Source organism: Allobosea sp. 10L417, assembly GCF_056395485.1.
Genome location: NZ_JBFTJP010000001.1, coordinates 18,136 through 43,230 on the forward strand (window position 1 = coordinate 18,136; position 25,095 = coordinate 43,230).

Annotated in this window: 20 protein-coding genes, 1 tRNA gene and 1 pseudogene; 12 read left to right on the forward strand and 10 right to left on the reverse strand. The window is 66.6% G+C overall.

The genetic code is table 11. From position 1 onward, the window contains the following. Positions 1 to 30 precede the first annotated feature (30 nt). Together AC1DE3_RS00075 and AC1DE3_RS00080 are read right to left on the reverse strand one after the other, a co-directional pair. Positions 31 to 1,476 carry a type VI secretion system protein TssA gene (locus AC1DE3_RS00075; protein WP_476851886.1) on the reverse strand — a complete coding sequence of 482 codons (1,446 nt, stop codon included), beginning with the start codon at positions 1,474 to 1,476 and terminating at the stop codon, positions 31 to 33. Between the two features lie 70 nt (positions 1,477 to 1,546). After that, positions 1,547 to 2,104: an OmpA family protein gene (locus AC1DE3_RS00080; protein ID WP_476779327.1), complete on the reverse strand. Its 558-nt coding sequence runs from the start codon at positions 2,102 to 2,104 to the stop codon at positions 1,547 to 1,549. Positions 2,105 to 2,222: 118 nt separating this feature from the next. Here AC1DE3_RS00080 and AC1DE3_RS00085 point away from each other — a divergent pair, with 118 nt between their 5' ends. The 3 genes from AC1DE3_RS00085 to tagH are packed head-to-tail and all read left to right on the forward strand — an operon-like array spanning position 2,223 to position 6,046. Beyond that, positions 2,223 to 4,082 carry a type VI secretion system Vgr family protein gene (locus AC1DE3_RS00085; protein WP_476851887.1) on the forward strand — a complete coding sequence of 620 codons (1,860 nt, stop codon included), beginning with the start codon at positions 2,223 to 2,225 and terminating at the stop codon, positions 4,080 to 4,082. Positions 4,083 to 4,099: 17 nt separating this feature from the next. Beyond that, on the forward strand, positions 4,100 to 4,648 hold the full coding sequence (locus tag AC1DE3_RS00090) for a DUF6931 family protein (protein WP_441512865.1): 549 nt from the start codon (positions 4,100 to 4,102) through the stop codon (positions 4,646 to 4,648). A gap of 27 nt (positions 4,649 to 4,675) precedes the next feature. Next, complete coding sequence (gene tagH / locus AC1DE3_RS00095) at positions 4,676 to 6,046, forward strand: type VI secretion system-associated FHA domain protein TagH (protein WP_476851888.1); 1,371 nt, start codon at positions 4,676 to 4,678, stop codon at positions 6,044 to 6,046. 107 nt (positions 6,047 to 6,153) lie between these two features. Here the strand turns inward: tagH and AC1DE3_RS00100 are convergent, their stop codons facing one another. The 3 genes from AC1DE3_RS00100 to AC1DE3_RS00110 all read right to left on the reverse strand — a co-directional run bounded on the left by AC1DE3_RS00100 (position 6,154) and on the right by AC1DE3_RS00110 (position 7,928). Beyond that, positions 6,154 to 6,507, reverse strand: a complete 354-nt coding sequence (locus AC1DE3_RS00100) for a RidA family protein (RefSeq protein WP_476779325.1) — start codon at positions 6,505 to 6,507, stop codon at positions 6,154 to 6,156. Between the two features lie 61 nt (positions 6,508 to 6,568). Beyond that, positions 6,569 to 7,357, reverse strand: coding sequence for a hypothetical protein (locus tag AC1DE3_RS00105; protein WP_476779324.1), 789 nt, complete (start codon positions 7,355 to 7,357; stop codon positions 6,569 to 6,571). A 67-nt stretch (positions 7,358 to 7,424) separates the two neighbouring features. Then, the gene (locus AC1DE3_RS00110) at positions 7,425 to 7,928 is read right to left on the reverse strand and encodes a PAAR domain-containing protein (RefSeq protein WP_476779323.1); all 504 of its coding nucleotides are present in this window, start codon (positions 7,926 to 7,928) and stop codon (positions 7,425 to 7,427) included. A 193-nt stretch (positions 7,929 to 8,121) separates the two neighbouring features. Between AC1DE3_RS00110 and tssK the strand changes: the two genes are divergently transcribed. The 6 genes from tssK to AC1DE3_RS00140 are packed head-to-tail and all read left to right on the forward strand — an operon-like array spanning position 8,122 to position 18,118. Next, positions 8,122 to 9,459, forward strand: coding sequence for a type VI secretion system baseplate subunit TssK (tssK, locus tag AC1DE3_RS00115; RefSeq protein ID WP_476779322.1), 1,338 nt, complete (start codon positions 8,122 to 8,124; stop codon positions 9,457 to 9,459). Next, positions 9,456 to 10,898 carry a type VI secretion system protein TssL, long form gene (gene tssL, locus AC1DE3_RS00120; RefSeq protein WP_476779321.1) on the forward strand — a complete coding sequence of 481 codons (1,443 nt, stop codon included), beginning with the start codon at positions 9,456 to 9,458 and terminating at the stop codon, positions 10,896 to 10,898. Before tssK ends, tssL begins: the two co-directional genes overlap by 4 nt. A gap of 10 nt (positions 10,899 to 10,908) precedes the next feature. Continuing rightward, entirely contained in the window at positions 10,909 to 14,538 is a 3,630-nt protein-coding gene (gene tssM / locus AC1DE3_RS00125) for a type VI secretion system membrane subunit TssM (RefSeq protein ID WP_476779320.1), read from the forward strand. A 4-nt stretch (positions 14,539 to 14,542) separates the two neighbouring features. Further along, complete coding sequence (tagF, locus tag AC1DE3_RS00130; RefSeq protein WP_476779319.1) at positions 14,543 to 15,250, forward strand: type VI secretion system-associated protein TagF; 708 nt, start codon at positions 14,543 to 14,545, stop codon at positions 15,248 to 15,250. Positions 15,251 to 15,260: 10 nt separating this feature from the next. After that, positions 15,261 to 16,070 (forward strand): PP2C family protein-serine/threonine phosphatase, encoded by an 810-nt coding sequence (locus tag AC1DE3_RS00135; protein WP_476779318.1) that lies wholly within the window; start codon positions 15,261 to 15,263, stop codon positions 16,068 to 16,070. After that, on the forward strand, positions 16,067 to 18,118 hold the full coding sequence (locus AC1DE3_RS00140; protein WP_476779317.1) for a serine/threonine-protein kinase: 2,052 nt from the start codon (positions 16,067 to 16,069) through the stop codon (positions 18,116 to 18,118). The genes AC1DE3_RS00135 and AC1DE3_RS00140 overlap by 4 nt, the downstream gene beginning before the upstream one ends. A 114-nt stretch (positions 18,119 to 18,232) precedes the next feature. Here the strand turns inward: AC1DE3_RS00140 and AC1DE3_RS00145 are convergent, their stop codons facing one another. From AC1DE3_RS00145 to AC1DE3_RS00155, 3 genes are all read right to left on the reverse strand, one after another. Beyond that, positions 18,233 to 18,511 (reverse strand): hypothetical protein, encoded by a 279-nt coding sequence (locus AC1DE3_RS00145; protein ID WP_476779316.1) that lies wholly within the window; start codon positions 18,509 to 18,511, stop codon positions 18,233 to 18,235. A 73-nt stretch (positions 18,512 to 18,584) separates the two neighbouring features. Further along, entirely contained in the window at positions 18,585 to 20,342 is a 1,758-nt protein-coding gene (locus AC1DE3_RS00150) for a transglycosylase SLT domain-containing protein (protein WP_476851889.1), read from the reverse strand. Positions 20,343 to 20,407: 65 nt separating this feature from the next. Further along, positions 20,408 to 21,964 carry a methyltransferase regulatory domain-containing protein gene (locus tag AC1DE3_RS00155; protein WP_476779314.1) on the reverse strand — a complete coding sequence of 519 codons (1,557 nt, stop codon included), beginning with the start codon at positions 21,962 to 21,964 and terminating at the stop codon, positions 20,408 to 20,410. Between the two features lie 316 nt (positions 21,965 to 22,280). Here AC1DE3_RS00155 and AC1DE3_RS00160 point away from each other — a divergent pair, with 316 nt between their 5' ends. Both AC1DE3_RS00160 and AC1DE3_RS00165 read left to right on the forward strand, forming a co-directional pair. Further along, positions 22,281 to 23,309, forward strand: a complete 1,029-nt coding sequence (locus AC1DE3_RS00160) for a trans-3-hydroxy-L-proline dehydratase (RefSeq protein WP_476851890.1) — start codon at positions 22,281 to 22,283, stop codon at positions 23,307 to 23,309. Positions 23,310 to 23,510: 201 nt separating this feature from the next. After that, positions 23,511 to 23,584: transfer RNA gene (locus tag AC1DE3_RS00165), tRNA-Gly, on the forward strand. Positions 23,585 to 23,716: 132 nt separating this feature from the next. On the opposite strand, the pseudogene AC1DE3_RS00170 reads toward AC1DE3_RS00165, so the two are convergent. After that, a pseudogene (locus AC1DE3_RS00170) lies at positions 23,717 to 23,827 on the reverse strand (IS5/IS1182 family transposase); the annotation flags it as partial. A gap of 76 nt (positions 23,828 to 23,903) precedes the next feature. Here AC1DE3_RS00170 and AC1DE3_RS00175 point away from each other — a divergent pair. Then, complete coding sequence (locus AC1DE3_RS00175) at positions 23,904 to 24,359, forward strand: VOC family protein (protein WP_476779312.1); 456 nt, start codon at positions 23,904 to 23,906, stop codon at positions 24,357 to 24,359. A gap of 143 nt (positions 24,360 to 24,502) precedes the next feature. On the opposite strand, the gene AC1DE3_RS00180 is transcribed toward AC1DE3_RS00175, so the two are convergent. Continuing rightward, a complete protein-coding gene (locus AC1DE3_RS00180) occupies positions 24,503 to 24,856 on the reverse strand; it encodes a cupin domain-containing protein (RefSeq protein ID WP_476851891.1) in 354 nt (117 codons plus the stop codon). Positions 24,857 to 25,095: the final 239 nt, after the last annotated feature.

Genomic DNA, 25,095 nt, shown 5'->3' on the forward strand with positions numbered 1-25,095 from the left:
GAAGGTTCAAAGAAAAGACAAAAGACTGACCTAGCTGTCGCTCTCCGGAATCTGTGCGACATCCGGCAGGATATTGCCGAGAAGCGACATGAAGTCCTGCTGTGCCAGCCCGCAGGCCTTGTCCATCAGCAGCGGCGTCGGATGCGATGGCTCGACCTGGCGATAGAAGGCGGAAATCGCTCTCATCGCGCTGACCGCATCGGCGCGGCTGCCGATCAGGATCGCAGGCGACGCGTGATTTGCAGGCACAGCAGCCGTCGCTGCAGTCGCCGCGGCGCCAGCATCCTCCCCAACCGGCTCGTCGGCGACCGCATCTTCGTCCGCACGACCGCTCTCATCGGGCTCCTCGGAAGCCTCGGCATAGCCAGCCTCAGCCTCGTTCTCTGCCCCGTAGCCATCCGGCGCCGGCAGCCGCTCGAGCGGCAGCCGGAATCGGCGCAGCTCGCCGATCTCGATCACCGCCTTGTCGACATGCTCGGGAAACATGATCTGGATGACCTCGATCAGTGACTTTCCGATCAGCTGCTGCGCTTGTCCGATCAGCAGGACGGCCGGGCTGGAAGGCTCGGTTTTGCGAAAGTAGCCGAGGCATGCGGCCAGCGTATCCTTCACTTGAAGGATGTTCGAAAGGCTGCCGGGACCGAAGCTCGCAGGGCTCGCCGCTGGCACTGGCGCGTCGTTCGCCCCTGGCGCCGCCCCGGCCGGTTGATGGCCCGGAACGCGCCGCGCGACCGCTGCGTCGAGAAAGGCTGCGATCTGGTCGAGAAGCGCCGCCAGGCGCGGAAAGCCGAGCGGATGATCGACACCGACCTTCTCGAGCCAGATCATCTGCAGGCGGCCAAGCGCGTCGCGCGCCGCACCGATATGGCCGAGACTGGCGGTGAGTTCCTCTGCGTCGACTTCCGCCAGCGCGGCGTTGATCGCCCCCGCATCGGGATGCTGCTCGCCCTCGACCAGGCGCGTCTCACCGCTGGCGACGAGCTGGCTGCGGAAGATGAATGGGCCGAGGCGACGGCTGACGAAGAGCGGCGCATGCTGCAGCGGCAGCACCACCGTCGGCAATTCGTCGAGCCCCTGCAGCGCGACTTCGCGCATGACGAAGTCACCGTCCGTCGCCCGCGGGTGAACTTCCTGCCAATGGCTGCCGAGGAGTTCGGCCATGGTTGAGAGGCTGCCCGCAAAACCGGCAACGTCCCGGTTGAGGATCGCCAGCTTGGCCGCGAGCACGAGCAGACGTAGATCGCGCGTGCGTTCAAGCAACTTGCCGAGGTCGGAGAACGCGGCCGGAAACTCGATGCTGGTGCGGTCGAAGGCGACCTGGCGGCCCTCGTCGTCGCGGCGGAAATACGAGGCCGGCAGCGCGACCTCGAGCCGCGCCGTGACGTTCATGAAGTCGTTGTCGTCCTCAAGGTCCGGTCCGCAGGGTTCTTCGGCCGAAACGGATTTCGTCAACTCGGCGAAATTCAAATCCGCCATCGCTCTCCCCGCTCGCAGGCTGGGCGACGAGGGCGGAGCCCGCACCGCCCGGGTCATCGGATCCGGCGCCTCATTCGGTGCGCAGGCGTGTCTCCACCCGGCGATTGTCGCCGGAGAGCGGATCGGCGACGAGCAGCCGCTCCTGGCCGTAACCCTTGGCAACGAGCTTGGCCGGACTCACGCCCTGCTGGCCGAGATAGCGGACCACCGCCTGCGCCCGCCGCTGCGACAGGTTGAGATTGTAGCCGGGCGTGCCGGCGGCGTCGGTATGCCCCTCGACCATGAAGGTCTGCGTGGCGAGCTGCGGCATCTTCAGCGCCTTGGCGAACTCGTCGAGATTGACCTTCGCCTCCGGCTCCAGCACGTCCGAATTGTATTTGAATTTCACCATGAGATCGAAGGCGCTCGGCGGCTTCGCCACCTCGACCGCATGGCCAGCCTTGGCACACTCGGCCTCGGTGCCGACGCACAGGCCGCGCGTGACGGCCGGCTTTGGCGCCGCCGTCGGCCCGAAATGCTTGACGATATCATCGGCCTTGTAGGTCTGCGCCACCGCCGGTGCGGCCACAGTGAGAACCGCAGCGCCGGTCAGTGCGACAAAGGCCATGAAGCCGGACTGCTCGCGCATGGGAACCCTCCCGATAAGTTGCGCCATTCGGCGAACGAAGACTTGAGGAGCCGACGATGACTCCCGCTGTTTGTTGCGTCAAGGCGAATTTAGGTTCAATCGGCGAGGGATTTCGTTGATGTCTGCCAATCTAGGGCAAGGTCAAAGAACCGCGTCATTCACGACGCCGTCTGGCCAAGATGAATTTACACTTATAAAGTTCGAAGCCGACGAAGCTTTGAGCGAATTGTTTACATATAACATCGAGGCGGCAAGCAAAACGGAGAACGCCGACCTGCAAAGCATCATGAGCGAAAAATGCTCGATCAAGTTCACGCTGAAGAACAAGAGCGAGCGGGTTCTGAACGGCACTCTGGTCGACGCACAGTGGCTAGGCCAGCAGGATGATCTTCACATCTACCGCTTCACGCTGAGGCCTTGGCTCTGGCTGCTCTCGCAACGGGCGGACTGCCGGATTTTCAAGAACAAGACGGCGCTGGACATCGTCAAGGAGATCTTCGGCAAGGAAGGCTCCGCGAGCTTCGAGGACAGAACGAGCGAGCCTCTCCAGCCGATCGACTACTGCGTGCAGTATCGCGAGACCGATCTCGATTTCGTGCTGCGGCTGATGGAGCAGTACGGGGTCTACTACTACTTCAAGCACAGCGACGGCGACCACAAGCTGGTGCTCTGCGACTCCCGCTCCGGCCATGACGAGGTCACGGCGGCGGCCGAGCCCAGCTTCCAGGGCGCGGCTTCGGCCTATGCCTTCGTGCCGCAGGGCAAGCGCTTCCCTCGCTCGCAGGTCGAGCATCTCACCCATTGGTCGACGATGCGCCGCCTGCGAACCGGCAAGTTCGAGCTCAAGGACTATGATTTCGAGAAGTCGGAATCCGACCTGACGGCCAGGGCCGAGGAAGGCTTCCCGAAGGCGAGATCCTACGAGGCCTATGACTATCCCGCCGCCTACACCAGGCGCGACCGCGGCGAGCATTTTGCCCGCGTGATGGCGCAGGCCGAACAGGCCAAGGACGACCGGCGCTATGCCGGCGGAGACGCAGCCAGCCTTTATCCGGGCGCGCTGATGAAGCTCTCCGACCATCCGGCCGGTGCCGAGAATGCCGAATACCTCGTCGTCCGCGCCAGCCATGCCTACGGCATCCAGAGCTATCGCTCCTCCGGCCGGCAGGATGAGGCGCTCTATCACGGCTCCTACGAGTTGCAGAAAAGCGACCGCCGTTTCCGCGCCCCGCTCGTGACGCCACGCCCCACCGTCTACGGACCGCATACGGCCAAGGTCGTGGGCGAGCGCAACCAGGGCGAGGAAGGCGATATCGACGTCGACGAGTACGGCCGGGTCTGGCTGCGCTTCCATTGGGACCGCGAGGACGGCTCCACCTCCTGCCGCACGCGCGTCGCGCAGATGTGGGCCGGCAAGAACTGGGGCGGCCAGATCATCCCGCGCATCGGCCAGGAGGTGATCGTCGAGTATATCGAGGGCAATCCCGACCTGCCGATCATCGTCGGCGCCGTCGTCAACGACCAGCACAAGCCGCCCTATGATCTGCCGGCGAACAAGACCCAGTCCGGCCTCAAATCGGAATCGACCGACGGCGTCGGCTTTCCCGATTGCTACAACGAGATCAAGTTCGAGGACCGCAAGGGCCAGGAAGTCTTCGAGATGCACGCCGAGAAGGACCATAAGGTCGTGGTCAACAACATCGAGACGCGCGAGATCGGCGAGAACTTCCAGAGCGGCGGCTATTCGCGCAAGACGACGCTCCTGCAGGGCGACGACAAGCTCGACGTCCAGAACGGCAAGCTCGATGTCGAGGCGCTGACCGAGATCAACCTCAAGGTCGGCGAGAGCAAGATCAAGATGACGCCGGGCAGCATCGAAATCACTTCGCCCAGCATCAAGATCAAGAGCGTCGGCATCACGGAGGTCGGCAGCGACGGCACCGTCGTGATCAAGGCTCCTATGGTGACGATCAACTGAAAACGGCCGGAATCGCCATGTCACGCCTGCGCTTCAGCACCGCCCGCGAGGTGTTCGAGACCTTTCCCTCGGCACATGAGGCCGTCACCATGCCGCCGACGGTCGAGCCGCCGCTTGCTTTCCTGGCCCGGCTTGCCAAGGGTCCCGCGCCGACGGAGGCGATCGGCTTCTGCGCCTTCCTGTTGCCGCGGCGCGAAGCCGTCTGGTGGGGGCTGCAGGCCGTGCGCGCGATGCAGCCGCCCGGCACGCAGGACTCCTGCCTTGCCGCCGCCGAAGCCTGGGTACGCGAGCCCGGAGATCGCACGCGCTTCGAGGCGCTCAAGTTCGCCCAGGCCGGGGACCGCGCCCGGCCCGGCACCTGGGTCGCCTGGGCGGCCGGCTACTCCGGCGGCAGCATGGTCGAGAGCCACGGCGTGCCCTGCCCGCCCGATCTCACCGCCAAGATGATGCGCATCGCCGTGCTCAACGCCCTCAACCGCCTGCCCTCACGCGACCGCGAGGGCGCCTTGCATCGCTGCATCGAGGCGTGCATTCGTTTGGCGGAAGACGATGCCGGCAAGCGCTGACCCGCAGATCGCAACGGGACGTCCGCGATGGCGCTGACACTGACGATCGAGAACCAGACGTCCCTGCCGGATGGCGGGCCGCTGAGCGTGACTGCCAGCGGCGGGCGCGGCCTCGATATCGGCCGTGACCAGCATCTCGATTGGGCGCTTCCGGACCCGAGCCGCGCGGTTTCCGGCCGGCATTGCGAGATCCGCTTCCGCGACGGCGCCTGGTGGCTGCGCGACATCTCGACCAACGGCACCTATGTCAACGGCGGCGAGCATCGCGTCCAGTCGCCCTACCGGCTCCAGAACGGCGACCGGCTGGAGATCGGCCACTACATCATCGCCGTGACCATCCAAGACGAAGCCGGGCAGGCCCAGCCGGAATCCTCTTCGCCGCCGCCTAATGCGGTTCGGCCCGAAGCATTATGGGAGGGAAGCGAGGAGGCGGCCCCGCCCATTGCCCGCCGCGACCTGATGCCGCCGAGCCACGCCAGGCCCGTGCATGCGAGCTTCATCGACTGGGCTGCCGACATTCCCGCTCCCGATGCCACCCCGGCCCCACAACCTGCTCCCGGCTGGCCATCGCCCGCATCGCAGAGCGACGATTTCGCCTGGGCGCCCCTCCAGCCGGCGCCCGCGCCCCCGGCCGAACCGGTCGCACCCATCCCGACGCCGCGCCGCCCTCCGGCAAGCCCTGCTTCGGCGCATCCTTGGGACGAGCCCACCCCCAGTCCTGCAACGACGGAAGCGTCAGCCGGGCCCACGGCGCCGATCGTCGGGCCTGCCCCGGCCTTCCCGCCCGCCCCTTCGATTCCGAATGGCCCCTCGCCGATCTCGATKGGCGAGTTCATGCAGCGCTTCGCCAGAGGCGCGGGCGTCTCGCCGCAATCCCTGGCGACGCAGGACCCCGGCGCCTTCGCCGAGCAGCTCGGCGGGCTGATGCGGCTGATCGCGGAGGAGCTGAAGGCCCTGCTCGCCGCCCGCGCCGAGAGCAAGCGCATCGCCCGCAGCACCAGCCAGACGATGATCCAGGCGCAGGACAACAACCCGCTGAAATTCTCGCCGACGGTGGACGATGCCCTGCAACTGATCTTCGGAGAGCCGCGCAGCGGCTATCTCGATGCCAAGCGCGCCTTCGACGAGAGCTTCCGCGACCTGAAGGCCCATCAGATCAAGACCTATTCGGCCATGCAGCACGCGCTGAAGATGCTGGTCGAGGACCTCGATCCGCAGGCCATCGCGGAGGGCACGGCGCAGGATGGCGGCATCGGCGGCCTGCTCGGCTCGCGCAAGGCCAAGATGTGGGACGCCTATGTCGCGCGCTGGGAGGCCAAGACCGCGCCTTACGAGAACGGCCTCGTCGACGCTTTCATGATCTATTTCGCCGAATGCTACGATCGCGGCGGCAAATAGTCTCTGACGTCATGCTCGGGCTTGACCCGAGCATCTCGGAAACCAGAACCGTCTCTGGCAGGAGATTCTCGGGTCGGAGCTTCGCCCCGCCCGAGAATGACGCGCTACTACCGCTTCGCCGCAACCGCCGTGATCTCGATGCCGTAGCCCGGAGAGGCCAGTTTCGCCTCGACGGTTGCGCGGGCCGGAGCATGGCCAGGCGCCACCCATTTGTCCCAGACCGCATTCATCTCGCTGATCTTGGCGATGTCGGTCAGGAAGATCTGGACGCTGAGGATGCGCTCCTTGCTGCTGCCCGCCTGCGCCAGCGTGTCCTCCAGCAGCGCCAGCACCTCCTCGGTTTGCTCGGTCAGGGAGCGCCCTTCGGTCTGCTCCGGCACATGGCCGGCGAGGAAGACGATGCCGTTGAAGATGGCGGCGTCGCACCAGCGTGCTGTCAGCCCGATGCGTTCGATGGTCATGATAGCGATCCTGTCGGCGGGTTGGATGAAGCCGCCGGCTTCGCCCGCCCGCCACAGCAGGTCAAGCCGGCGGCAGCGCCAGGATCTCGCGGATCGCGCGCGGTTGGAGCTGCCGCGGAAGCTCGTCCATCGCCGCCTTGTAGTAGCCGAGGATGCTGAGCTGCTCATAGGTCGCCCAGATAGACTCGTCCGCGAAAGCCGCGGCGCGCTCGTCCAAGTTCATGATCATGCCGTATTCGAGGCCGCCGGGCTCGCCATAGACGATCGGCGGCGGCGTCGGCTTGCTGCGCTTCTGCGCCTCTGCCGCCGCGAAGGCGGCGAGCGCCTCCGGCTGCCAGATCTGATTGTAGGCCGCCAGGATGTCGCCGACCGGATCGCCTCTGGCCGCCAGGATCTGCCGACAGGCGTCGGCGAAGGCGTCGGTCAGACCATTCGCCTCGGCGGCTGAATCGGCCTTGTTGTAGTCGGCGCCGAGCGGCTCGACATAGGCGAAGAGGTTTTCGAGCTGCCGCGCCGCCGGCCCCGACAAAAACAGCCAGGGAAAGGCTCCGTCGATCGAGATCTGCCCGGGCAGGAGATGCGCCGCCTGCTCTCCGTCGTCGGCACGGAAGAACTGGCGGATCGCCGCCGTGCAGCTCACATTGGGCACCGGCAGCAGGGGCCGCTTGCGCCGGGCCGGATCCCGGATCAGCGCCATGAAGCAGAGCGCCTCAGCCACGCGGCCATTGCGGGCCATGCCATGGTTCAGCGCACGGCGCTGGTCGGAAGAAAGCCGCTGGACGATCTTGTGGCGGAAGCGCTCGCTCTTCGCCTCGTCCCTGTCCGGAACCGTCCGCCTGTTCTTGCCCATCGCGTCACCAGCAAAGGAAGCGCTTCGCGATCAACGGCTTGCGCCATTTTCCTGAATCGATCCGGGATCATCCGCCGATGACGACCGTCGGCAGGCCCATGATGATCTTGTTCGGCGGCCCAAGCGCCTCGACGATCGTATCGCCCATCCGGCAGGCCGGCAGATTGTTGATCAGCACGCTCTGCGATCCATCGACGACGACGCCCAGACCGTGCGGCACGGGAGGTGGCACGGGTGTCAGGCAGTTATGAATGTCGGCGCCGCCGGAGGCGCCGGTGATCAGCGCGCCCATGCTGGCGGAGACCGCGTTCTTCGTCGCGATCTCGGCCGCCAGGGCGGCCGGCGCGCCGGGAGTGCCGGCAGCGGCGAGCGTCGCGGCCTCGGCCGCCTGGACGGTCGCGTCTGCGGATGCCTTCGCCGACTGGATCGCCGCGGCCGCAGCGGCCGGGACGCCGCGCCAGGCCAGCAGACTGCCGATCAGCACGTTCGGGCTGCCTGGGCCGGGCTGAAGAATGCCCGGCAGGGGGTGGATCACGGGGTCGGTGGTGCGAGCCGCAGGCCCTTTCGGCATGATCGCTCCCTCGGTGATCGCTCCCTGGCCGGAACGGGTTCGGCAGCGACAGCACTGCGCCGAATTTCCCGACGCCGCATCCTTCAAGTCAATGACGGCGGCCGGCGCGCGGGCGCGCTAGCATTCCCTTGGTGACGCTGGGTTATCGCCCGGATAAACTCGCCATGCCTGCCTTCGAGTGAGCGAGACCGGAATGTCGTGGTACAGCAAGGTCGTCTGGTCGGAGGGGCTGTTCCTCAGGCCGCATCACTTCCAGCAGAGCGATCGTTACCTCGAGAATTTGCTGGAAAGCCGCGTCAGGACCATCACGCCCTATCCGTGGGGCTTCTCCGTATTGGAGATCGACCGCGACCTCGCCCAGCAGAGCCGCATCGGCCTGCGCCGTGCCGTCGGCGTGATGCCGGACGGCACGCCCTTCGCAATGCCGGACAACGCCCCGCTGCCGGCCGCGATCGAGGTGCCGGAGAACGCCGCAGGCCAGCTCGTCTGGCTCTCGCTGCCGCTCGCCGCCGCCAATACGCGCGAGGTCGAGGATGCCTTGAACGGCTCGGCCAGCCGCTATGTCCCTGCCAACGAAATGCTGATCGATTCCACCGCATCGCTGCGCACCGAGGAGGAGATCGACGTCGCCCATCCGCGCCTGGCGCTGGAGCTGCGCAAGACCGCCAAGGCCGGCTATGTGGGCTTAGCTCTCGGCCGCATCCTCGAAGTGCGCGACCGCGCCGTGCTCTTCGACGAGAAATTCGCCCCGCCGGTGCTGGTCTGCTCGGCCTATCCCGTCATCGAGGGTTGGCTCGACCGCGTCATCGGCTGGATCGACAACAAGCTGGAGGAACTCGCCCGCTACGCCGCCGACCCGACGGCGGGCGGCGGTTTGCAGAGCGCCGACTATTTCGTGCTCCAGCTCCTCAACCGCAGCATCCCCGTGCTGAAGCATATGCGCCGCTCGCGCTTCATCCATCCCGAGCGGCTGTTCACGACCTTCCTCGCGCTTGCCGGCGAGCTCGCGACCTTCACCACGGCCGAGCGCCGCGCCCGCGACTATCCAGCCTACGATCACGACGATCTGGAGAACTGCTTCGCCCCGGTGGTGCGCGACATCCAGGACTACCTCTCGGCCAATCTCGGCCGCCGCGCCATCCGGCTCGAGATCGTCGAGCGCGCGCCCAACGCCTTCATGTCGACGATCCGCGACCGCAGCCTCGTGCGCAACGCGACGCTCGTGCTGGAAGTCGCGGCGCGCCGGCCGCTGACCGAGATCCAGGCGCAGTTCCCGCAGCTCTTCAAGGTCGGCCCCAACACCAAGATGAACGAGATCGTCCATGCCCATCTGCCGGGCATCAATCTCGTCCATCTGCCGACGCCACCGCCACAGATCCGCGCACTCACGGATCATGTATACTTCTATCTCGACCGCACCTCGCCGCTCTGGCCGGAGTTCAGTACGGCGAGTTCGATCGGCATGCATTTTTCCGGTGACTGGCCCGATCTCGAGCTCGAGCTCTGGGCCGTTCTGGAGGGCAGGCGATGAGCAACGACGGTTCGTCCGACCCGTTCGGCCGTTCCGAGCGAACCATCATCCGGCCGAACCCCGGCGGGCGCCGCACGCCCCTGCCGCCCGCTCCCGCCGCGCCCACGCCGGGCCCGCCGCCGGCACCCCAGCCCTATCAGCCGCCGCAGGTCCCCTCGCCCGGCGTGCCCGGCGGCGGCGACGAGTGGATGTCGCAGCCGGCGCCGATCCCGCAGCGTCCGCAGGCGCCGCCGCCTCCCGGCGGCGGACAATCCCTGCCGCGCCGCGAGCAATTGCTGACGCCCAACGCCAATCCGCTGCTGCGCGCCGCAGGCCCGCTGCTGCTTCTGCTCGGACGGATGCGGGCGAATCTCTCCAACGCTCCCTTCGCCCAGCTCCTCGGCCAGGTCGGTGAGTCCATCGAAGCCTTCGAGCATGAGGTTCGCGCCGCCGGCGTATCGGCCGAGACGGCGCAGACTGCTAAATATGTGCTGGCTGCAACCGCCGACGACATCGTCCAGAACATCCCCGGCGACGACCGCCACGTCTGGACGCAGTACAGCATGCTCTCGCGTTTCTTCGGCGAGCGTATCGGCGGCGTGCGCTTCTTCGAGATGCTCGACAAGGCCAAGGCCGATCCGTCGGTCAATTACGATCTCCTGGAACTGATGCATGCCTGCCTGGCGCTGGGTTTCCAGGGTATCCATCGGACGTCCGCGGGCGGCGCCAACAACCTGCAGATGATCCAGCGCAACCTGTTCGAGACGTTGCGCCGGGTGAAGCAGCCCGATCCGGAACTGTCGCCGCGCTGGCGTGGACAGGCGATAGCCGCCACCGTGGCAGGCTTCAAGATCCCGGTCTGGTCGGTGGCGGCGATCGCAGGCGTCGCCCTGCTTGGCGTCTACTTCGTCTTCCGCGCACTGCTCTCGGGCAATGCCGAAGCGGCCTCGACCGCCCTGCTCTCGGTCCACCCCAAGGGCGAAGTCGGGATCATGCGCAAGGTCTTCTCGGCCCCGCCGCCGCCTCCGCCCCCTCCGCCACAGCCGCCCAAGGTTTGCGCCGCGGTGCAGCCGCCGATCGTCTGCCTGGTGACGCCGAACGTCGTCATCGTCCGCCTGACCGGCATCACCCTGTTCGAGCCCGGCCAGGCCGCCGTGCGCGCCGAGTTCCAGCCATTGATCGAGCGCATCGCCGCCGTGCTGGAGCAGGAGGGTGGCGCGGTGAAGGTCGTCGGCCACACCGACAACGTGCCGATCCGCACAGCCCGCTTCCCCTCCAATGTCGAGCTTTCGCAGGCGCGGGCCAAGGCGGTCGGCGACATGCTGAAAACCAAGCTCAGCAAGCCCGACCGCATCGGCTTCGAGGGCAAGGGTGCGGACACGCCGATCGCCCCCAACGCCACCCCCGCCGGTCGCGCCCAGAACCGGCGCGTCGAAATCCTGATCCAGCGCCAGGGCTGAGGAGGCGCGCATGAATCTCGCCACCTGGCTCCGCATCCTCGCCATCCTGATCGGCGCGCTCGCGCTTGCAGCGCTGATCTGGTTCGGCGGCCCCTTCCTCGCCTTCGGCGAGGTCAGGCCCTTCGAATCCTTCTGGGTGCGGATGCCGATCGCCGTGCTGCTGCTCCTGGGTGCGCTCGGCTGGATCGCTCTCATCGTCGTCCGCCGCCGCAAGGCCACCGCGGCGCTGACCGAGGCGCTGGAAAAGGAGGAGTCGACCGGCGACGGCGCTGCCCTCTCCAGCGCCATGAAGGACGCGCTCACGACCCTGAAGAGCGCGCGCGGCAAGGGCGGCGGGGACTATCTCTACGACCTGCCCTGGTACGTCATCATCGGCCCGCCCGGCGCCGGCAAGACGACTGCGCTGGTCAATTCGGGGCTGAAATTCCCGCTGGCGCGCGGCACGACGCCCGCCGCAGTCGCCGGCGCAGGCGGCACGCGCTATTGCGACTGGTGGTTCGCCGAGGATGCGGTGCTGATCGACACCGCCGGCCGCTACACCACGCAGGACATTGACACCAAGGCCGAGAAGACGAGCTGGTTCGCCTTCCTCGACCTGCTCAAGACCAACCGCCCGCGCCAGCCGATCAACGGCGTGCTTGTGGCGATCAGCGTCGAGGACCTGCTGACCTCATCGCCGGAAGAGATCGCCGCCCATGCCGACGCTATCCGGTCTCGCCTGCTTGAACTGCACGAGCGGCTGAAGGTCGATTTCCCGGTCTATGCCGTCTTCACCAAGGCCGACCTGATCGCCGGCTTCAACGAGTTCTTCGGCGCTCTGACCGAGCCACAGCGGCGCATGGTCTGGGGCCACACCTTCCAGACCGCCGACAAGACCCGCAACATGATCGGTGATGTGCCGCCGGAATACGACGCGCTGATCGAGCGATTGAACGAGCGCCTGCCCGACCGTTTGCAGGACGAGCACAACCCGACCTCGCGCGCCCAGATCTTCGGCTTCCCCAGCCAGATGGCGACGCTGAAACGCTCGATCGTCGACTTCCTCACCCGTGTCTTCGAGCAGACGCGCTACCACGCCAACGCGACCTTGCGCGGCTTCTACTTCACCTCGGGCACGCAGGAGGGAACGCCGATCGACCAGTTGATCGGCGCGCTCTCGCGCAATTTCGGCTCTGATCATGCTGGCGCGGCCGCTTTCTCCGGCAAAGGCAAGAGCTATTTCCTCACCGAGCTGATCCAGAAGGTTGTGATCGGCGAATCGGGCTGGGTCTCGACCGATCTCGGCGCCGCACGGCGCACGACAGCTTTGCGCATCGCCGGCTTTGCGGCCGTCGCACTCCTGTCGCTCGCAGCCCTCGGCCTTTGGTGGACGAGCTTCTCGCGCAACAGCGACCTGATCACCGCGACGAATTACGGCCTCTCGGATTATCGCAGCGCCGCCGCGCCTGTGCTGCAGGAAACCACGATCTCCGACCGCAATTTCAGCCGCATCCTGCCGCTGCTGCACAAGCTCCGGAACATGCCGGCCGGCTATGCGACGCAGGACGAGCCGACGCCGACGCTCGCCACCTTCGGGCTCAGCCAGCGCGAGCGCCTGCAGAACGCGGCCGAGATCACCTATCAGCAGGCGCTGGAGCGGATGCTGCGACCGCGCATCATCTTCCGCCTGGAGGAGCAGCTCGAGCAGCAGGCCAACAATCCCGGCTTCGTCTACGAGGCGCTCAAGGTCTACATGATGATCGGCGGCCAGGCGAAGCTGGACCGCGACCTCGTGACGTCCTGGATGCGGCTCGACTGGGCCGAGAACCTCTTCCCCGGCCCCGTAAACGCCAAGGGCCGCGAGGCGCTGGAGGAACACCTGACCGCCATGCTCGACCTCGACGAGGGTGATACCGAGCCGATGGTCAAGCTCAACCAGTCGCTGATCGAGCAGAGCCAGCGCACCCTGCGCCGCCTCAGCATCGCCGAGCGCGCCTATGAACTGCTGAGGACGCAGGCCCGCAGCGAGAGCCAGAAAGACTGGGTCGTCTCGCAGCGCGGCGGCTCCGACGTCCGCTTGGTCTTCGAAGGCGTCAGCGGCGAGGATCTCGACCAGATCCGCGTGCCGTATTTCTATACCTATGACGGCTTCCAGAACGCTTTCATCGGCCGGCTCGGCGACATCGGCGACCGCATCGAGAAAGAGCGCTGGGTGCTGGGCGAGAATGTCGACCAGCAAGCGATCACGTCCCAATACGCCACGCTGTTCCAGGACCTGATGAAGCTCTACAGCCGCGACTATATCGCGACCTGGCAGAAGACGTTGAAGCGGCTGAAGCTGCGTCCCCTCAACGCCGACAAGCCGCGCTACGTCGCCCTCAGCGCCATCTCGGCGGCGACCTCGCCATTCAAGCAGATCCTCGAATCCCTGCGCGACGAGACACAGCTCACCAAGGAACGTCCCAACGCGAAGAAGGCCGTGGCAGAGACACTCGCGAAAAACGCGGCGCAGACGCTCGACCAGCGTGCCAGCCAAGCGCTCGGCCGCCTCGGCACCAACCTCCCGATGGCCTCGGCCGGCGTCGACCGCGTGCTTGCCGGCGGCAACGACGTCACGCTCGGCGCGGATATCGAGAGCCAGTTCAAGCCCTTCCACGTCCTTGTCGACGGCGATCTCGGCCGCCGGCCGGTCGACCAGTTGCTGCAGACTTTCTCAGAGATCAACCAGAACCTGGCCACCGCCGCGACCAATCCAGCCCAGTCGGCGGCGGCGAACGCCACGCTGGTGCCGTTGATCGCGACCTTGCGCGCCAATTCCTCGCGCTACCCCGCCCCCTTCGACGGCATGATCATCCAGGCGGTCAACGACTTCGAGGGAGATGCGACCGGCGCCACTGTCGCATTGCTCAGGCAAGCACTCGCCGAGCAGGTCACCGGCGTCTGCAACGAGATCGTCACCAACCGCTACCCCTTCACCAAAGCGAGCGCCCGCGACGTGCCGCTCGCCGATTTCGCCCGGCTCTTCGCGCCCGGCCAGATCATGGACAAATTCTACAAGGAGCGGTTGGAGCCCTTCGTCGACACCTCCAAGCCGCAATGGGGCTGGCGCGCCGACAGCCGCATCGCCCGCGCGCTGTCGCCGACGACCTTGCGCGAATTCCAGCGCGCCAGCGAGATCAAGGAGGCGTTCTTCCCGACCGGTGGCAACCTGCCCTCCTTCCAGATGGTGGTGACCCCGACGGCGCTATCGGCCGACGCCTCCAACGCCAAGCTCGAGATCAACGGCTTCACCGTGACCAGCCAGCAGGGCGTCAACACGCCCGCCCCCGTGATGTGGCCGGGCGGCGGCGTCGGCAAGACAGCGGTAACGCTGACGCTCGGCGGCGGCAGCAGCAACAACTCCGGCGGCATGTTCGGCGGCGGCTTCTTTTCCTCGGGCTCGCAGGGACCTCAGGGCGAGGCCAAGCTCTTCGACAAGGACGGCACCTGGTCGTTCTTCCGCCTGCTCGATGCCGGCTCGGTGCTGAAGCAGGGCGACAATGTCGGCTTCACGCTCGCTGCCGGCGGCCGGCAGGTCGGCTATTCCTTCGGCGTCGGCTCGCTCAAGAACCCGCTGATCCTGCCGGCGCTGCGGGAGATCCGCTGCCCTTCGGGGATCTGACAGGGTGGCCTGCGGCCTCTTCGGCAAGCTCCCGGCCAAGCGCGACTTCATCGCGCTGAACGCTCCCTCCGGCTTCCTCGGGCCTTACGAGAAATGGCTGCAGGGCGGCTTGACCGCGAGCCGGCTCGAACTCGGCAGTCGTTGGCAGGATGCCTATCTCAACGCCCCGATCTGGCGCTTCTGGCTCGGCGGCGCCCATGGCGGGCAGACGGTGGCGGGCGCCTTCATGCCCTCGGTCGATGGCGTCGGCCGCTATTTCCCGCTGACGGTTTTCGCCGCCGCCGGTCAAGGCGTTGCCATCCCGCCGCCCGAGCTAGACCCGCAGGACCAATGGTTCGAGGCCGTCGAGGATTTCCTGCTGCAGGCGCTCGATCCGGGCGCAAGCTACGAAGCCGTGGCGCAGCGGCTGACCGCCCTGCCCGTCCCCAACGACCATCATCTCGCCGCCCCGCCACAGGACATGGTGCGCCTCTCGGACGGCACCATCGTCAGCGCCGCGATCACCTCCGGCTTCCCGGAACGGCTCGCGGCCCTGCGCGTCGAAGATCATGCCCGGGCCTATGCCCATGCCTGTTATCTCTGGACCGTCGGCGGGCCGAATTTCGAGCCGCTGGCGCTGACGGGACAGTCCCTGCCCGACCCCTATCTGTTTTCAGGCTTGCTGACCGGCCGCTTCGATGCCCATCTCCAACCCGAGCGCATCGGCTCATGAGGGTTGCGCCATGATCGACACCCCGCGCGAGGCCTCCGATTTCGAGACCGGCTGCATCAGCCACACCGGCAAGGTGCGCAAGGCCAACGAAGACAACTTCATCCTCCGCCCCGAAATCGGCCTCTGGGCCGTGGCTGATGGCATGGGCGGCCACGAAAATGGCGCGCTCGCCAGCGCGACCGTGGTCGGGGCGCTGGAAGCGGTCGGAACGGCCAGCTCGGCGCCCGATCTGCTCGCCATGCTGGAAGGCAGCGTGCTCAAGGCCAACCAGACCCTGCGCGAAGAGATCCATCGGCACGGCGCGACAATGGGCGCAACCCTTGTCGCGCTGCTCATCCACCACAGCCATTTCGCCTGCCTCTGGTCGGGCGACAGCCGGATCTATCTCGTCCGCGGCGGACATATCGCGCAGGTCTCGCGGGATCACACCGAGGTACAGGACATGGTCCACCGTGGCCTGCTGACACCCGACGAAGCCAGGCGCTCGCCGCGCCGCCATGTCATCACCCATGCGATCGGCGTCCATGAGCGCCCGGAGCTCGATCTGGAAAACGGCGAGATCGCCGATGGCGACGCCTTCGTCCTCTGCTCGGATGGCTTGACCGAGCATGTCGCCGACGGAGAGATCCTGCAGGCCGTAAAGGCCGGCGGGGCGCAGGCCGCCTGCGACGCCCTGCTCGCGCTGACGCTCGAACGTGGCGCGCACGACAACGTCACGATCGTCATCGTCCGCTATCGGCAGGGCACGCCAGAGAAGACCCTCTGGATGCCAAACCGGCGCGTGCAGGGCGCCGGCACGCCAGGGAGCACCACGCCATGAGCGACGACTCCGAGCGCACCGTCTTCGCGCCGCGCGCGAATGCCCGCATCGGCACGCGGCTCAATGGCATCTACGAGATCGAGAGCCTGATCGCGGTCGGCGGCATGGGCGAGGTCTATCGCGGCCGCGCCATCCAGACCGGCGACGCGGTCGCGATCAAGATGATTCGGCCCGACATGGCGCGCGACGAGGCCGTGATCGCCCTGTTCCGGCGCGAGGCCGCGGCCCTGCACAACCTCTATAACGAAGCGATCGTCCGCTATTACGTCTTCGCCATCGACCCCGCATCGGAGACGCCCTATCTGGCGATGGAATTCGTTGACGGCCAGCCGCTCTCCGAGCGCATCAAGGAGCGGCCGCTGACGCTGGAGGAAGCCGACATCCTGCGCCAGCGCGTCGCGCCGGGGCTGCACGCCGCCCATAGGCTCGGCATCGTCCACCGCGACATCTCGCCGGACAACATCATCCTGCCCGGCGGCGACCCCTCCCGTGCAAAGATCATCGATTTCGGCATCGCCCGTTCGAGCATCCTCGGCGAAGGCACGGTCATCGGCTCCGGCTTCGCCGGCAAATACAACTATGTCTCGCCCGAACAGCTCGGTCTCTACGGCGGCGAGATCACCGGCCGTTCGGACATGTATTCCTTCGCGCTGGTGCTGGCGCAGGCCGTGACCGGCCGCGCCGTCGATATGGGCGGCTCCCAGGTCGACATCCTCGACAAACGCCGCCGCCTGCCCGATCTCTCGGGCGTCGATGCACGCCTGCGTCCGCTGCTCGCCCGCATGCTGGCGCCCGATCCGAAGGACCGCCCGGCCGACATGGCGGAGGTCGCGGCCTGGCAATCTCCTGCGGCAGGAAAGAGGACCGCAGCCTCATCCGGCACAACCGGGAAGGCGCGCTCGCCGATGGCGCTCGTCGCGGGCGTCGGGGTGCTGGCATTGCTGGCTGGCGGCGGCTTCTATGCCTGGAGCACGCTGCAGGCCGACCAGGCGGCCCAGACGGCGCGGCTGCAGCAGGCCGCCCCGCCTTCCCTCTCCGAGCGGCCGTCTTCGACCGCCGACGGCACCGCCGCCAGCAATGGCGTGCCACCTCTGGCGGAAGCTCCAGCGGTGCCGCCGCCGCAATCCGCACCCGCCCCCAGCACCACAGCCCAGCCGCCTGCCGCACCGGCCCTTGCGTCGCCTGCGACGCCACCGCCTGCCGCACCGGCGCCGCAGAATACTGGAACGCCGCAGACCGCAACCAACGTCGAACCGGCGCAGCCTTCGCGCCCGCCCGCTGCCGAGCCTGCCGTCAAGCCGCCGTTGCCCGAGGCGAAGCCCGCCGAGAAGCCTCAGGCCACGGTCATGCCGCCACCGCCTTCCATCCCGCCCGCGAATCCGCCGGCTTCGCACGCCCAGCCAGCTATGGCCCGGGAGCCCGAGCCGCGCACGCCCGCCGAACGCGTCGAGCGCTATGTTCGCGATTATGACGGCGGCCCCTGTTTCTTCCTCTGGCCGCAGGAGATCGGCGACCGCAGGGCGACGCTGGAAGGCTTCGGCAGCGCCGCGGCACCCTTCATCGCCTTCGACAACGCCTTCAAGGCCGCACAGGGCTTCGAGGCCCAGATCAACCTGCGCCCGGTCACCGGCGCTCAATGCCCGATGGTCGATTTCCTGCGCCAGCCCGGCATCGGGATCGATCGCAGCCCCCGCCTGCAGATCGGCGCCTTCAACATGAAGAGCGGCGATGCCCTCAACGGCTCGGTCGATGCCGGTGGCGGCCAGAACCTGGATGTCGTGCTGATCGGCGACGACGGGCTGGTCTACAATCTCGAGAGCTTCATAAAGCGCGAAGGCGGCAAGGTCACTTTCAACCTCAAGCTCGAATCGACCGGCGGGGCGGCGCGTCCGCAGACAGTGCTCGCGCTCGTCAGCCAGGAGCCCCTGCCGGCCCTCTCCGGCCCCAACCCGGCGCCGGCCAACGAATTCTTCGCCAATCTCAAGCTCGATTTGGCCCGGCAGACCGGCAAGCTCGGCCTCGCCATCAAGTATTTCCGAATCGAGTAGGTTCCGGGCGAAGCGTCATTCTCGGGCGGAGCGAAGCGCAGACTCCAGAATCGCTTGCAGGAGATGCTCGGGTCGAGCCCGAGCATGACGGAGCCTGCCCGGCGCACCTCTCCCTCACTCCTCCCGATAGAGCACGCCCCACTCGTCCTGCCAGACGCCGTCGGCATCCGCGACAACGATCGGCGCCCGCAGTTCGTTGGCGAGGCGGATCGCCGTGCGGAAGGCGTCTTTCGCCGACAGCTCGTCACTGACGAAATCATTGACCAGATGCCCGGTGGCCAACTCGGCCGGGCAGAGCACGCGGCCGAAGGCCTCGCCGCCGCGCTCGCTCAGGCTGAGCGTGATCGCATCGGCCTGCGGCGCGTCGACCTGCTCGAAACGGTTCGCCGGCATGAGCTTTCTCCTTTCGAGGCCTCCCGAGGCGGGAGGAAATGGCCGCAGGCGGGATCGCGCGCGGCGAAACACGTCATTTCTTCGGCTGCGGGCGCGCCAGCCCCGGCCCCATGCTCGGCCTGACCGCGCTGTAACGATCGAGCCTGATCTTGATCATGTCGTTGAACTTCTTGTGGACCTCGGAGACCGAGAGCGTCTTGGTCTCGCCCCCGGCATCGGCATAGAAGATCGGCCGATTGGCCTGGGCAGGCTTGGGCAGCAGTTCCGCCGCCTTGACGCCCGGCGTCTCCTCCATCGTCTCGATGAAGGTCTGCGCCGCGTCCGGGCCGAGGAAGTGGATCAGATAGATCTCGCCGCCGGTGAGATGGCGTCCCATGGCCCGCTCGAGCCGCAACGTGTCGCGCTTGAGCATCTCCGCGGCCAGCAGCGCCGAGATATAGGGCTCGCGCCGCATGTCGAGGATGCGTTGGCGCTGCGCCCCGTCGGAGACGAAGAACTGCCGGCCGGAGCGCCCGATCAGTTTCGCCTCCGGAACGAGCCCGTGCTTGGCGCCGAATTCGGAGATCACGCCGAGCCAGGTCTGCTCGATGAATTGATAGAGCCCCGTCGCCGAGGAGGTCTGAGCCTTCACGGCGGTCGAGAAGGAGGATTCCTTGTCGGCCACCGCCATCAGCAGCGTCGGATCGGCGCCAACGATCTTGCTCGCGCGCACGATCGTGTCGACCAGATGCCGGCGAATCTTGATCGGCCCGAAGGTCAGGATCTGGTCGGGATCGCCGCTGGAAATCTGCGGCGGCGGTTGCGGGGCGCCGCTGGGCGTGACCGGCCCCGTCGGCGCGCCCTGCATCTTCGGGGGCACCAGCAGAATGTTCGACGGCAGTTGCAGCTGATTGACCGGTACCTGCTGCGTCGGCTGATCCTCCTGCGGTTTGATCGCGGCCAGAGACGGATCGTTGTCGAGCGCGAACTGAGCCGCCTGCCGGGCGCCCTCCAAATCCTGCTCGACCGAGGACAGGATGAGCGAAGGCCGGGCCGGGCCGTCCTTGAGGGCGGGAGCATCCGTCGCCGCGACATCCTCCGTCGCGGCCTGTAACGGCCGCTCCGGCTGCTGCAAACGCGCATATGCGAGGCCGAGCACCGCTGCCGCGATACAGGCGATGCCGCCTCCCACGGCAGCGATCGCCGCGCCTCGGGAAAGACCCTTCCTCGGCGCCGGAGCCTGGACGGCTCCTCCTTCAGGCGAAGCAGACTTCTTCGCTGCAAGCGCTGGCGAACCTACAGCCGAAGCAGGCGCCGAAACCGATGACTGCGCCTTTGCGGCCGGTCCGGCGGGCTTGGCAGAGCCCGCCTTCCCGAGCGGTGCGATGACCGGCGGCGCTGCTGGCTGGGCGCGAACCAGCTCACCCATTGGCGAGCCCGTGCCATTGCTGACCGAGCGCCGCAGATCTGCGAACCAGGCCGCATTGCTGCGTTCGCCGAGCGCCGAAAGTTGGTCGACGAGCCGCTGCGCCGTCATTTGTGGGACGGTGGCCTCCCGCGCGATCGCCGCAGCCGCGCTGGCGCCGGGCTGCTCGGCCACGGTCTTCAAGGCGAAGAACCAGAGCTGCAGAGGCGTGCGCCGGCTCTCCATCGGCGTGCCGGCGGCGGGGTGGATCATGTAATGGCAGTGGTTGCAGGCGAAGCCCCGCAGCCTCAGTCGCATCTCGAACGAGGCGCCGCGCCCACAGGCCGGGCAGGCCATGATCGTCCCGCCATGGCGCAGGCGCATCAGCTCGGCGAGGCAGGCCTCCTCCGGAAACAGCGCCTGGAATTGCCGGAAGCGCTCGCTCATCCCGATGGTCCGCGCCTCATCGTCCGTGGCGCAAGGTTACGCCCGGTATCGCGGGGCAACAATCCTCAAGCGCGCAGCAATGCGAGGCGGGCGACATCCTTCAAATGCATTGCCACCTCCGCCGCCGTCGCCCGCTCCGGCAGGTTGGTGACCGCGATGCCGGCAGCCCTGGTCTCGGCCAGGAAGGCGTTGATGTCGTCGAGCAGCATGCGCTGGTCACGCGAGCCGTCGAGCAGACTGACGAATTTCCTGACGACGAGGCTGTCGAGCTGCACGGTGCGGTGGCGCAGATCCGTGACCTCCAGGGCGCTCGACGCCTGCCAGCGTGCGATGTCGCTGGCGGCGGGCTTCTCGCTGATCTCCGTCGTCAGTGCCGGCGGCTCCAGCCGGATGTCGAGCAGCCCCGCCTTGAAGATCGCGATCAGCGCCTCGTCCAGCCGCCCCACCTCATGATCGAGATCGGGACCGAGTTCACCGGCCGCCTCGCGGCAGGAGCGCGCGACCAGCTCCTCCCAGGTGATGCTGGCCGGCCAGATCGCGCTCATGACGCCGAGCGCCGCCTTGCAAAGCGGTAGATCGACCGAAAGCCGCACGCCCTCGTCGAACTCGAAACGCTCGACGCCCGGCCTTGCCTCCTCCGTCGCCTGCTGGGCCACCCGCGCATTGGCCGCGAGGTAGTAAGGCCGCAGCGCATCGGCCCGGATGCCACGCCGCAAGGGCAGCTCGGTGCGGCAGAGCAGCGTCTCGCGGAAGGCGCGGCCGATCAGCAGGTCGAGCATCTGCTCGCGCCGCGCCGCCTCCTCGACCGGGATTTGCGCCAGGAGCTGCTGGGCAGGCCCCTTGGCGGCTCCATAGAGGTTCGGGAACGACGCTTCCGCCAGAAATTGCAGCCCATGCCGCCCGGCGGCGGAAAGGACCTCGTGCAGCGCAAAAGCCCGCGCCCCGGCGTTCAGGTCGTCATGATAGAAGACATTGTCAGGCAGCTCGTCGATCTGCTTCAGGCGCTGGCGCAGCGCCGCGCCGTGATAGCTGTCGGGATCGCTGGCTTCGGCGACGTCCTTGAGCGCCGCGCGCGCCACCCGCACCCGCTCGCGCGGCTCGTCGATATCGCGGACCGCATAAAGCATGACATCCCGCGCCAGATCGCGCAGGCGGCAGCCCGGCAGCGCGTTGTAGCTGACATAGGCGACGCCTTGCGGCGCCAGCAACTCGCCGAACAGCGCGACGATCCGCTCCCGCACCGGATCGGGCACCCAGGAATAGACGCCATGGACGATGATGTAATCGAAGCGCCCTAGGTCGGCTGTCAGCTCCAGGATGTCCTCCTGCCGGAACGTGACATTCGACAGGCCGAGCTCTGCTGCATTGGCGTTCGCCTGCCGGATCGAATCCCCGCTGAGGTCGATGCCGAGGAATCGGCTCCGCGGATATTGCGCCGCCATCGGGATCAGGTTGCCGCCCCGCCCGCAGCCCAGTTCCAGCACGCGCATCTCCGATGGCAACGCCGGACTCATGCCGTGGAAATGCGCGATGGTCGCCAGCCTGGCCGGATGGGTCTGCGAGAATGAATGGCCGGGATAGGCCACCGCATCATAGGGGTTGATCGCTGAAGCGTTCGTCATGGCCGCTCGCCCGGCTGCATTCCGCCCATTCCAGCCCAGCCGCCTTTCGGATGCCTCATCCATTTGAAGGAGCGGCCAAGCCATCGGCGGCGGGCCTGCGGCGCGACACGGCAGACAAGAAGCCAATTCGACCCCGAGGACTGGCACGAAACTGAATCGAAGCCTCAGAACATCGGCACAAGCCAAGGCAGATCATGCCGATTTGAGTTTGGCCGGCCATGGGGCGGCATCGCAAGGGCGGCTTCAACTTCGGCTTCTGCAAAGCGACCGGACTGGCTAGGCTGTCGGCACATGTCCATCCCTGCCGGGTCCGTCGATGCGCAGCCAGAAGATCATCCATGTCGTCGGCTGCCACGCCGCGGGCGAGGTCGGAGACGTCATCGTCGGCGGCGTGCGACCGCCGCCGGGCGACACGACCTGGGAACAGTCGCGCTTCATCGCGTCCGACGAAACCTTGCGGAACTTCATGCTCAACGAGCCGCGCGGCGGCGTCTTCCGTCATGTGAACCTGCTCGTTCCGCCCAAAGACCCGCGCGCCCAGATGGGCTGGATCATCATGGAGCCGGCCGACACGCCGCCGATGTCGGGCTCCAACGCGATCTGCGTCGCGACCGTGCTGCTCGATACCGGCATCTTGCCGATGCGGGAGCCGCACACCGACATCGTGCTGGAGGCGCCGGCCGGGCTGATCGAGATCCGCGCCACCTGCCGCAATGGCAAGGCCGAGGCGATCAGCCTGCGCAACGTCCCCTCCTTCGCCGCGCGCCTCGACGCAACGATCGAGGTCGCCGGCCTCGGCACGCTCACCGTGGACATCGCCTATGGCGGGGACAGCTTCGTCATCGTCGACGCAGCGCGCCTCGGCTTCGCGCTCGCTCCCGACGAAGCCCGCGAGATCGCCGAGACCGGCATGAAGATCACCCGCGCAGCCAACGAGCAGCTCGGCTTCACCCATCCGGGCGATACGGCGTGGGATCACATTTCCTTCTGCCAGTTCGCCGCCCCGGTCGAACGCATCGATGGCCTCCTGACCGGCCGCAATGCGGTGGCGATCCGCCCCGGCAAGATCGACCGCTCGCCGACCGGCACAGGTTGCTCGGCGCGGATGGCCGTGCTCCATGCGCGCGGACAATTGGGCGTCGGCGAGCCCTTCGCAGGTTTGTCTATCATCGGCTCCCGCTTCGACTGCGCAATCGAGAGCCTGACGCGCATCGGCGATACACCGGCGATCGTCCCGCGAATCACCGGCAGCGCATGGGTGACCGGCACCTCCCAGCTCATGCTTGATCCCGACGACCCCTGGCCCGCCGGCTATCGCCTGTCCGATACCTGGCCGAAACTCTGACAGACGGATGTTCCAGCTCTGAAACGGCGCAGCGGCCCTTGACACCTGCCGGTGCGATGGGGAATTTGGCGGCCGATGCGGGTGTAGCTCAATGGTAGAGCAGCAGCCTTGATGCGCCACCTCCAAAAACGTTCAGGCTGACGAGGTGGCCAGATTTGGGCTAGCAGCGCTGTCGTTGGTTTGATAAGGCGTCTGAGACGCGCGGGCGTAGCTTAGTGGTAAAGCACTAGCCTTCCAAGCTAGCTATGAGGGTTCGATTCCCTCCGCCCGCTCCATCACTCTCTGGCAATCTCATCACTTGTCTGGACGGTAAGGTGGCTCGTGCGATGGCGGGCCGGCGCGCCCTCAATAGCGCCGTAGCCGGCCCGACTTCGTGCCAACCACCGGATCCAGCTTGGCTTCAGACTGCCCGTCGTCAGGATGTGAAGGATCCCGCTGATCACCCGCCGGTCATCGACGCGTGGCTTGCCTGGCTTGCGGCGGGGCAAATGCGGCCCATTTATACGGGCGTATCTCAATAGCTAGCGCAGGACCAGGTCCTGCACACTGCCTCTGGCAAACGGAGAAATACCAAATCCGAATTGGAGGTCGTCTATGAGCCAGGTACAAGTCGAGAAGAAAACCTATCAGATGCCGCCGCAGGATGGGTTTACCGTCGCGCACTTTCTTACCGTCGCCGACGTCGAGCGATCGCTGCGATTTTACGAAACGGTCTTCGGAGGTCGCATTCTAAGCAGAGGCGACAGCAGCGGCGCGCCGGGGTACATCCAGATCGCGAACACGTGGCTCCTCGTTAACCCCGGGGGCGGTCCGACACCCGACAAACCATCGGTAACGCTCAGTGTCCCCGCCGATCCCGATTTAGTCAGCAGCTTTATGAATATCCGCGTTGCAGATATTCAAGCGTGTTATGACCTTTGGCGAAGTCGAGGAGCCGAGTTCATCACGGAGCCAAAGCCCAAGTACGGCGAGACGCGCTGCTACATTCGCGATCCCGATGGCTATATTATAGAAGTTGGGCAAAGCAATCCGGGAGTTGCTTACGGCTGAACCGACGAGCTGATCGAATAACTCGCCACTTCCGCTATTGGCCTTTCGCGACATATTGCAGTGCCGCACGACCTCATTCGCTTTGTGAGCAAAGCAGGCATGGCAATCGTCGCGTCATGCAACCAAGTTTATGGGTACACGGCCTAAAGCCATACCGTGACGAAGGTCGGATTGGCGTGAATGTCAATCATCTCTAAGCGCCCAGGCCCCATGTTCTCGAAACGGTGGGGAGCGTTGGCCGGTGCCACGAGGATATCGCCTTCAGTGGCGATGGTGACCTTGCCATCTATTGGCGTTGAGATAGGCACTTGAACATGGGCAGGGTGCATTACCGCCTTCCAAGCTGAATACCCGGGTTCGATTCCCGGTACCCGCTCCAACCCCCACCGTAATCTACGCCTGAGCCGGCCACGCATGGGTCCGGCGGTCCGACATGGGCCGAATTGGCCCGCGTGGTCATCGCGCGCCTTCTCCTGCCCCGACGTCAAACCCGTCATGAAGCGCGGCCTTAGTGCTGGCGAGGCTACGTAGCTGTGGTCTCCAAGACGTCCGCTCCCTTTGTCCTGGAGAGCTTTCCGCTCGGGGCTGTGCGGGACGGCTGCAATTGCGCGGGGGCAACGGCGAGGGGCCGAGCTGCGGTCATGACGATGCGCTCGGCGTCAGACGGGCGTTCTTGTGCAGGTTTGTCCGGGTATCTCCGGTCCCGGGGTTACAGCTTCGCAACCCCGGCCTCTCG

Bases quoted from the DNA above. Each gene is read 5' to 3' on its own strand.
- AC1DE3_RS00145 (WP_476779316.1), bottom strand. From the start codon at position 18,511: ATGCCGGCGAACCGTTTCGAGCAGGTCGACGCGCCGCAGGCCGATGCG.
- AC1DE3_RS00110 (WP_476779323.1), bottom strand. From the start codon at position 7,928: ATGCCGAAAGGGCCTGCGGCTCGCACCACCGACCCCGTGATCCACCCC.
- AC1DE3_RS00135 (WP_476779318.1), top strand. From the start codon at position 15,261: ATGATCGACACCCCGCGCGAGGCCTCCGATTTCGAGACCGGCTGCATC.
- AC1DE3_RS00140 (WP_476779317.1), top strand. From the start codon at position 16,067: ATGAGCGACGACTCCGAGCGCACCGTCTTCGCGCCGCGCGCGAATGCC.
- AC1DE3_RS00160 (WP_476851890.1), top strand. From the start codon at position 22,281: ATGCGCAGCCAGAAGATCATCCATGTCGTCGGCTGCCACGCCGCGGGC.
- tssL (WP_476779321.1), top strand. From the start codon at position 9,456: ATGAGCAACGACGGTTCGTCCGACCCGTTCGGCCGTTCCGAGCGAACC.
- AC1DE3_RS00155 (WP_476779314.1), bottom strand. From the start codon at position 21,964: ATGACGAACGCTTCAGCGATCAACCCCTATGATGCGGTGGCCTATCCC.
- tssM (WP_476779320.1), top strand. From the start codon at position 10,909: ATGAATCTCGCCACCTGGCTCCGCATCCTCGCCATCCTGATCGGCGCG.
- AC1DE3_RS00175 (WP_476779312.1), top strand. From the start codon at position 23,904: ATGAGCCAGGTACAAGTCGAGAAGAAAACCTATCAGATGCCGCCGCAG.
- AC1DE3_RS00180 (WP_476851891.1), bottom strand. From the start codon at position 24,856: ATGACGGGTTTGACGTCGGGGCAGGAGAAGGCGCGCGATGACCACGCG.
- AC1DE3_RS00150 (WP_476851889.1), bottom strand. From the start codon at position 20,342: ATGAGCGAGCGCTTCCGGCAATTCCAGGCGCTGTTTCCGGAGGAGGCC.
- tssK (WP_476779322.1), top strand. From the start codon at position 8,122: ATGTCGTGGTACAGCAAGGTCGTCTGGTCGGAGGGGCTGTTCCTCAGG.
- AC1DE3_RS00105 (WP_476779324.1), bottom strand. From the start codon at position 7,357: ATGGGCAAGAACAGGCGGACGGTTCCGGACAGGGACGAGGCGAAGAGC.
- AC1DE3_RS00090 (WP_441512865.1), top strand. From the start codon at position 4,100: ATGTCACGCCTGCGCTTCAGCACCGCCCGCGAGGTGTTCGAGACCTTT.
- AC1DE3_RS00085 (WP_476851887.1), top strand. From the start codon at position 2,223: ATGTCTGCCAATCTAGGGCAAGGTCAAAGAACCGCGTCATTCACGACG.
- AC1DE3_RS00075 (WP_476851886.1), bottom strand. From the start codon at position 1,476: ATGGCGGATTTGAATTTCGCCGAGTTGACGAAATCCGTTTCGGCCGAA.
- AC1DE3_RS00080 (WP_476779327.1), bottom strand. From the start codon at position 2,104: ATGCGCGAGCAGTCCGGCTTCATGGCCTTTGTCGCACTGACCGGCGCT.
- AC1DE3_RS00100 (WP_476779325.1), bottom strand. From the start codon at position 6,507: ATGACCATCGAACGCATCGGGCTGACAGCACGCTGGTGCGACGCCGCC.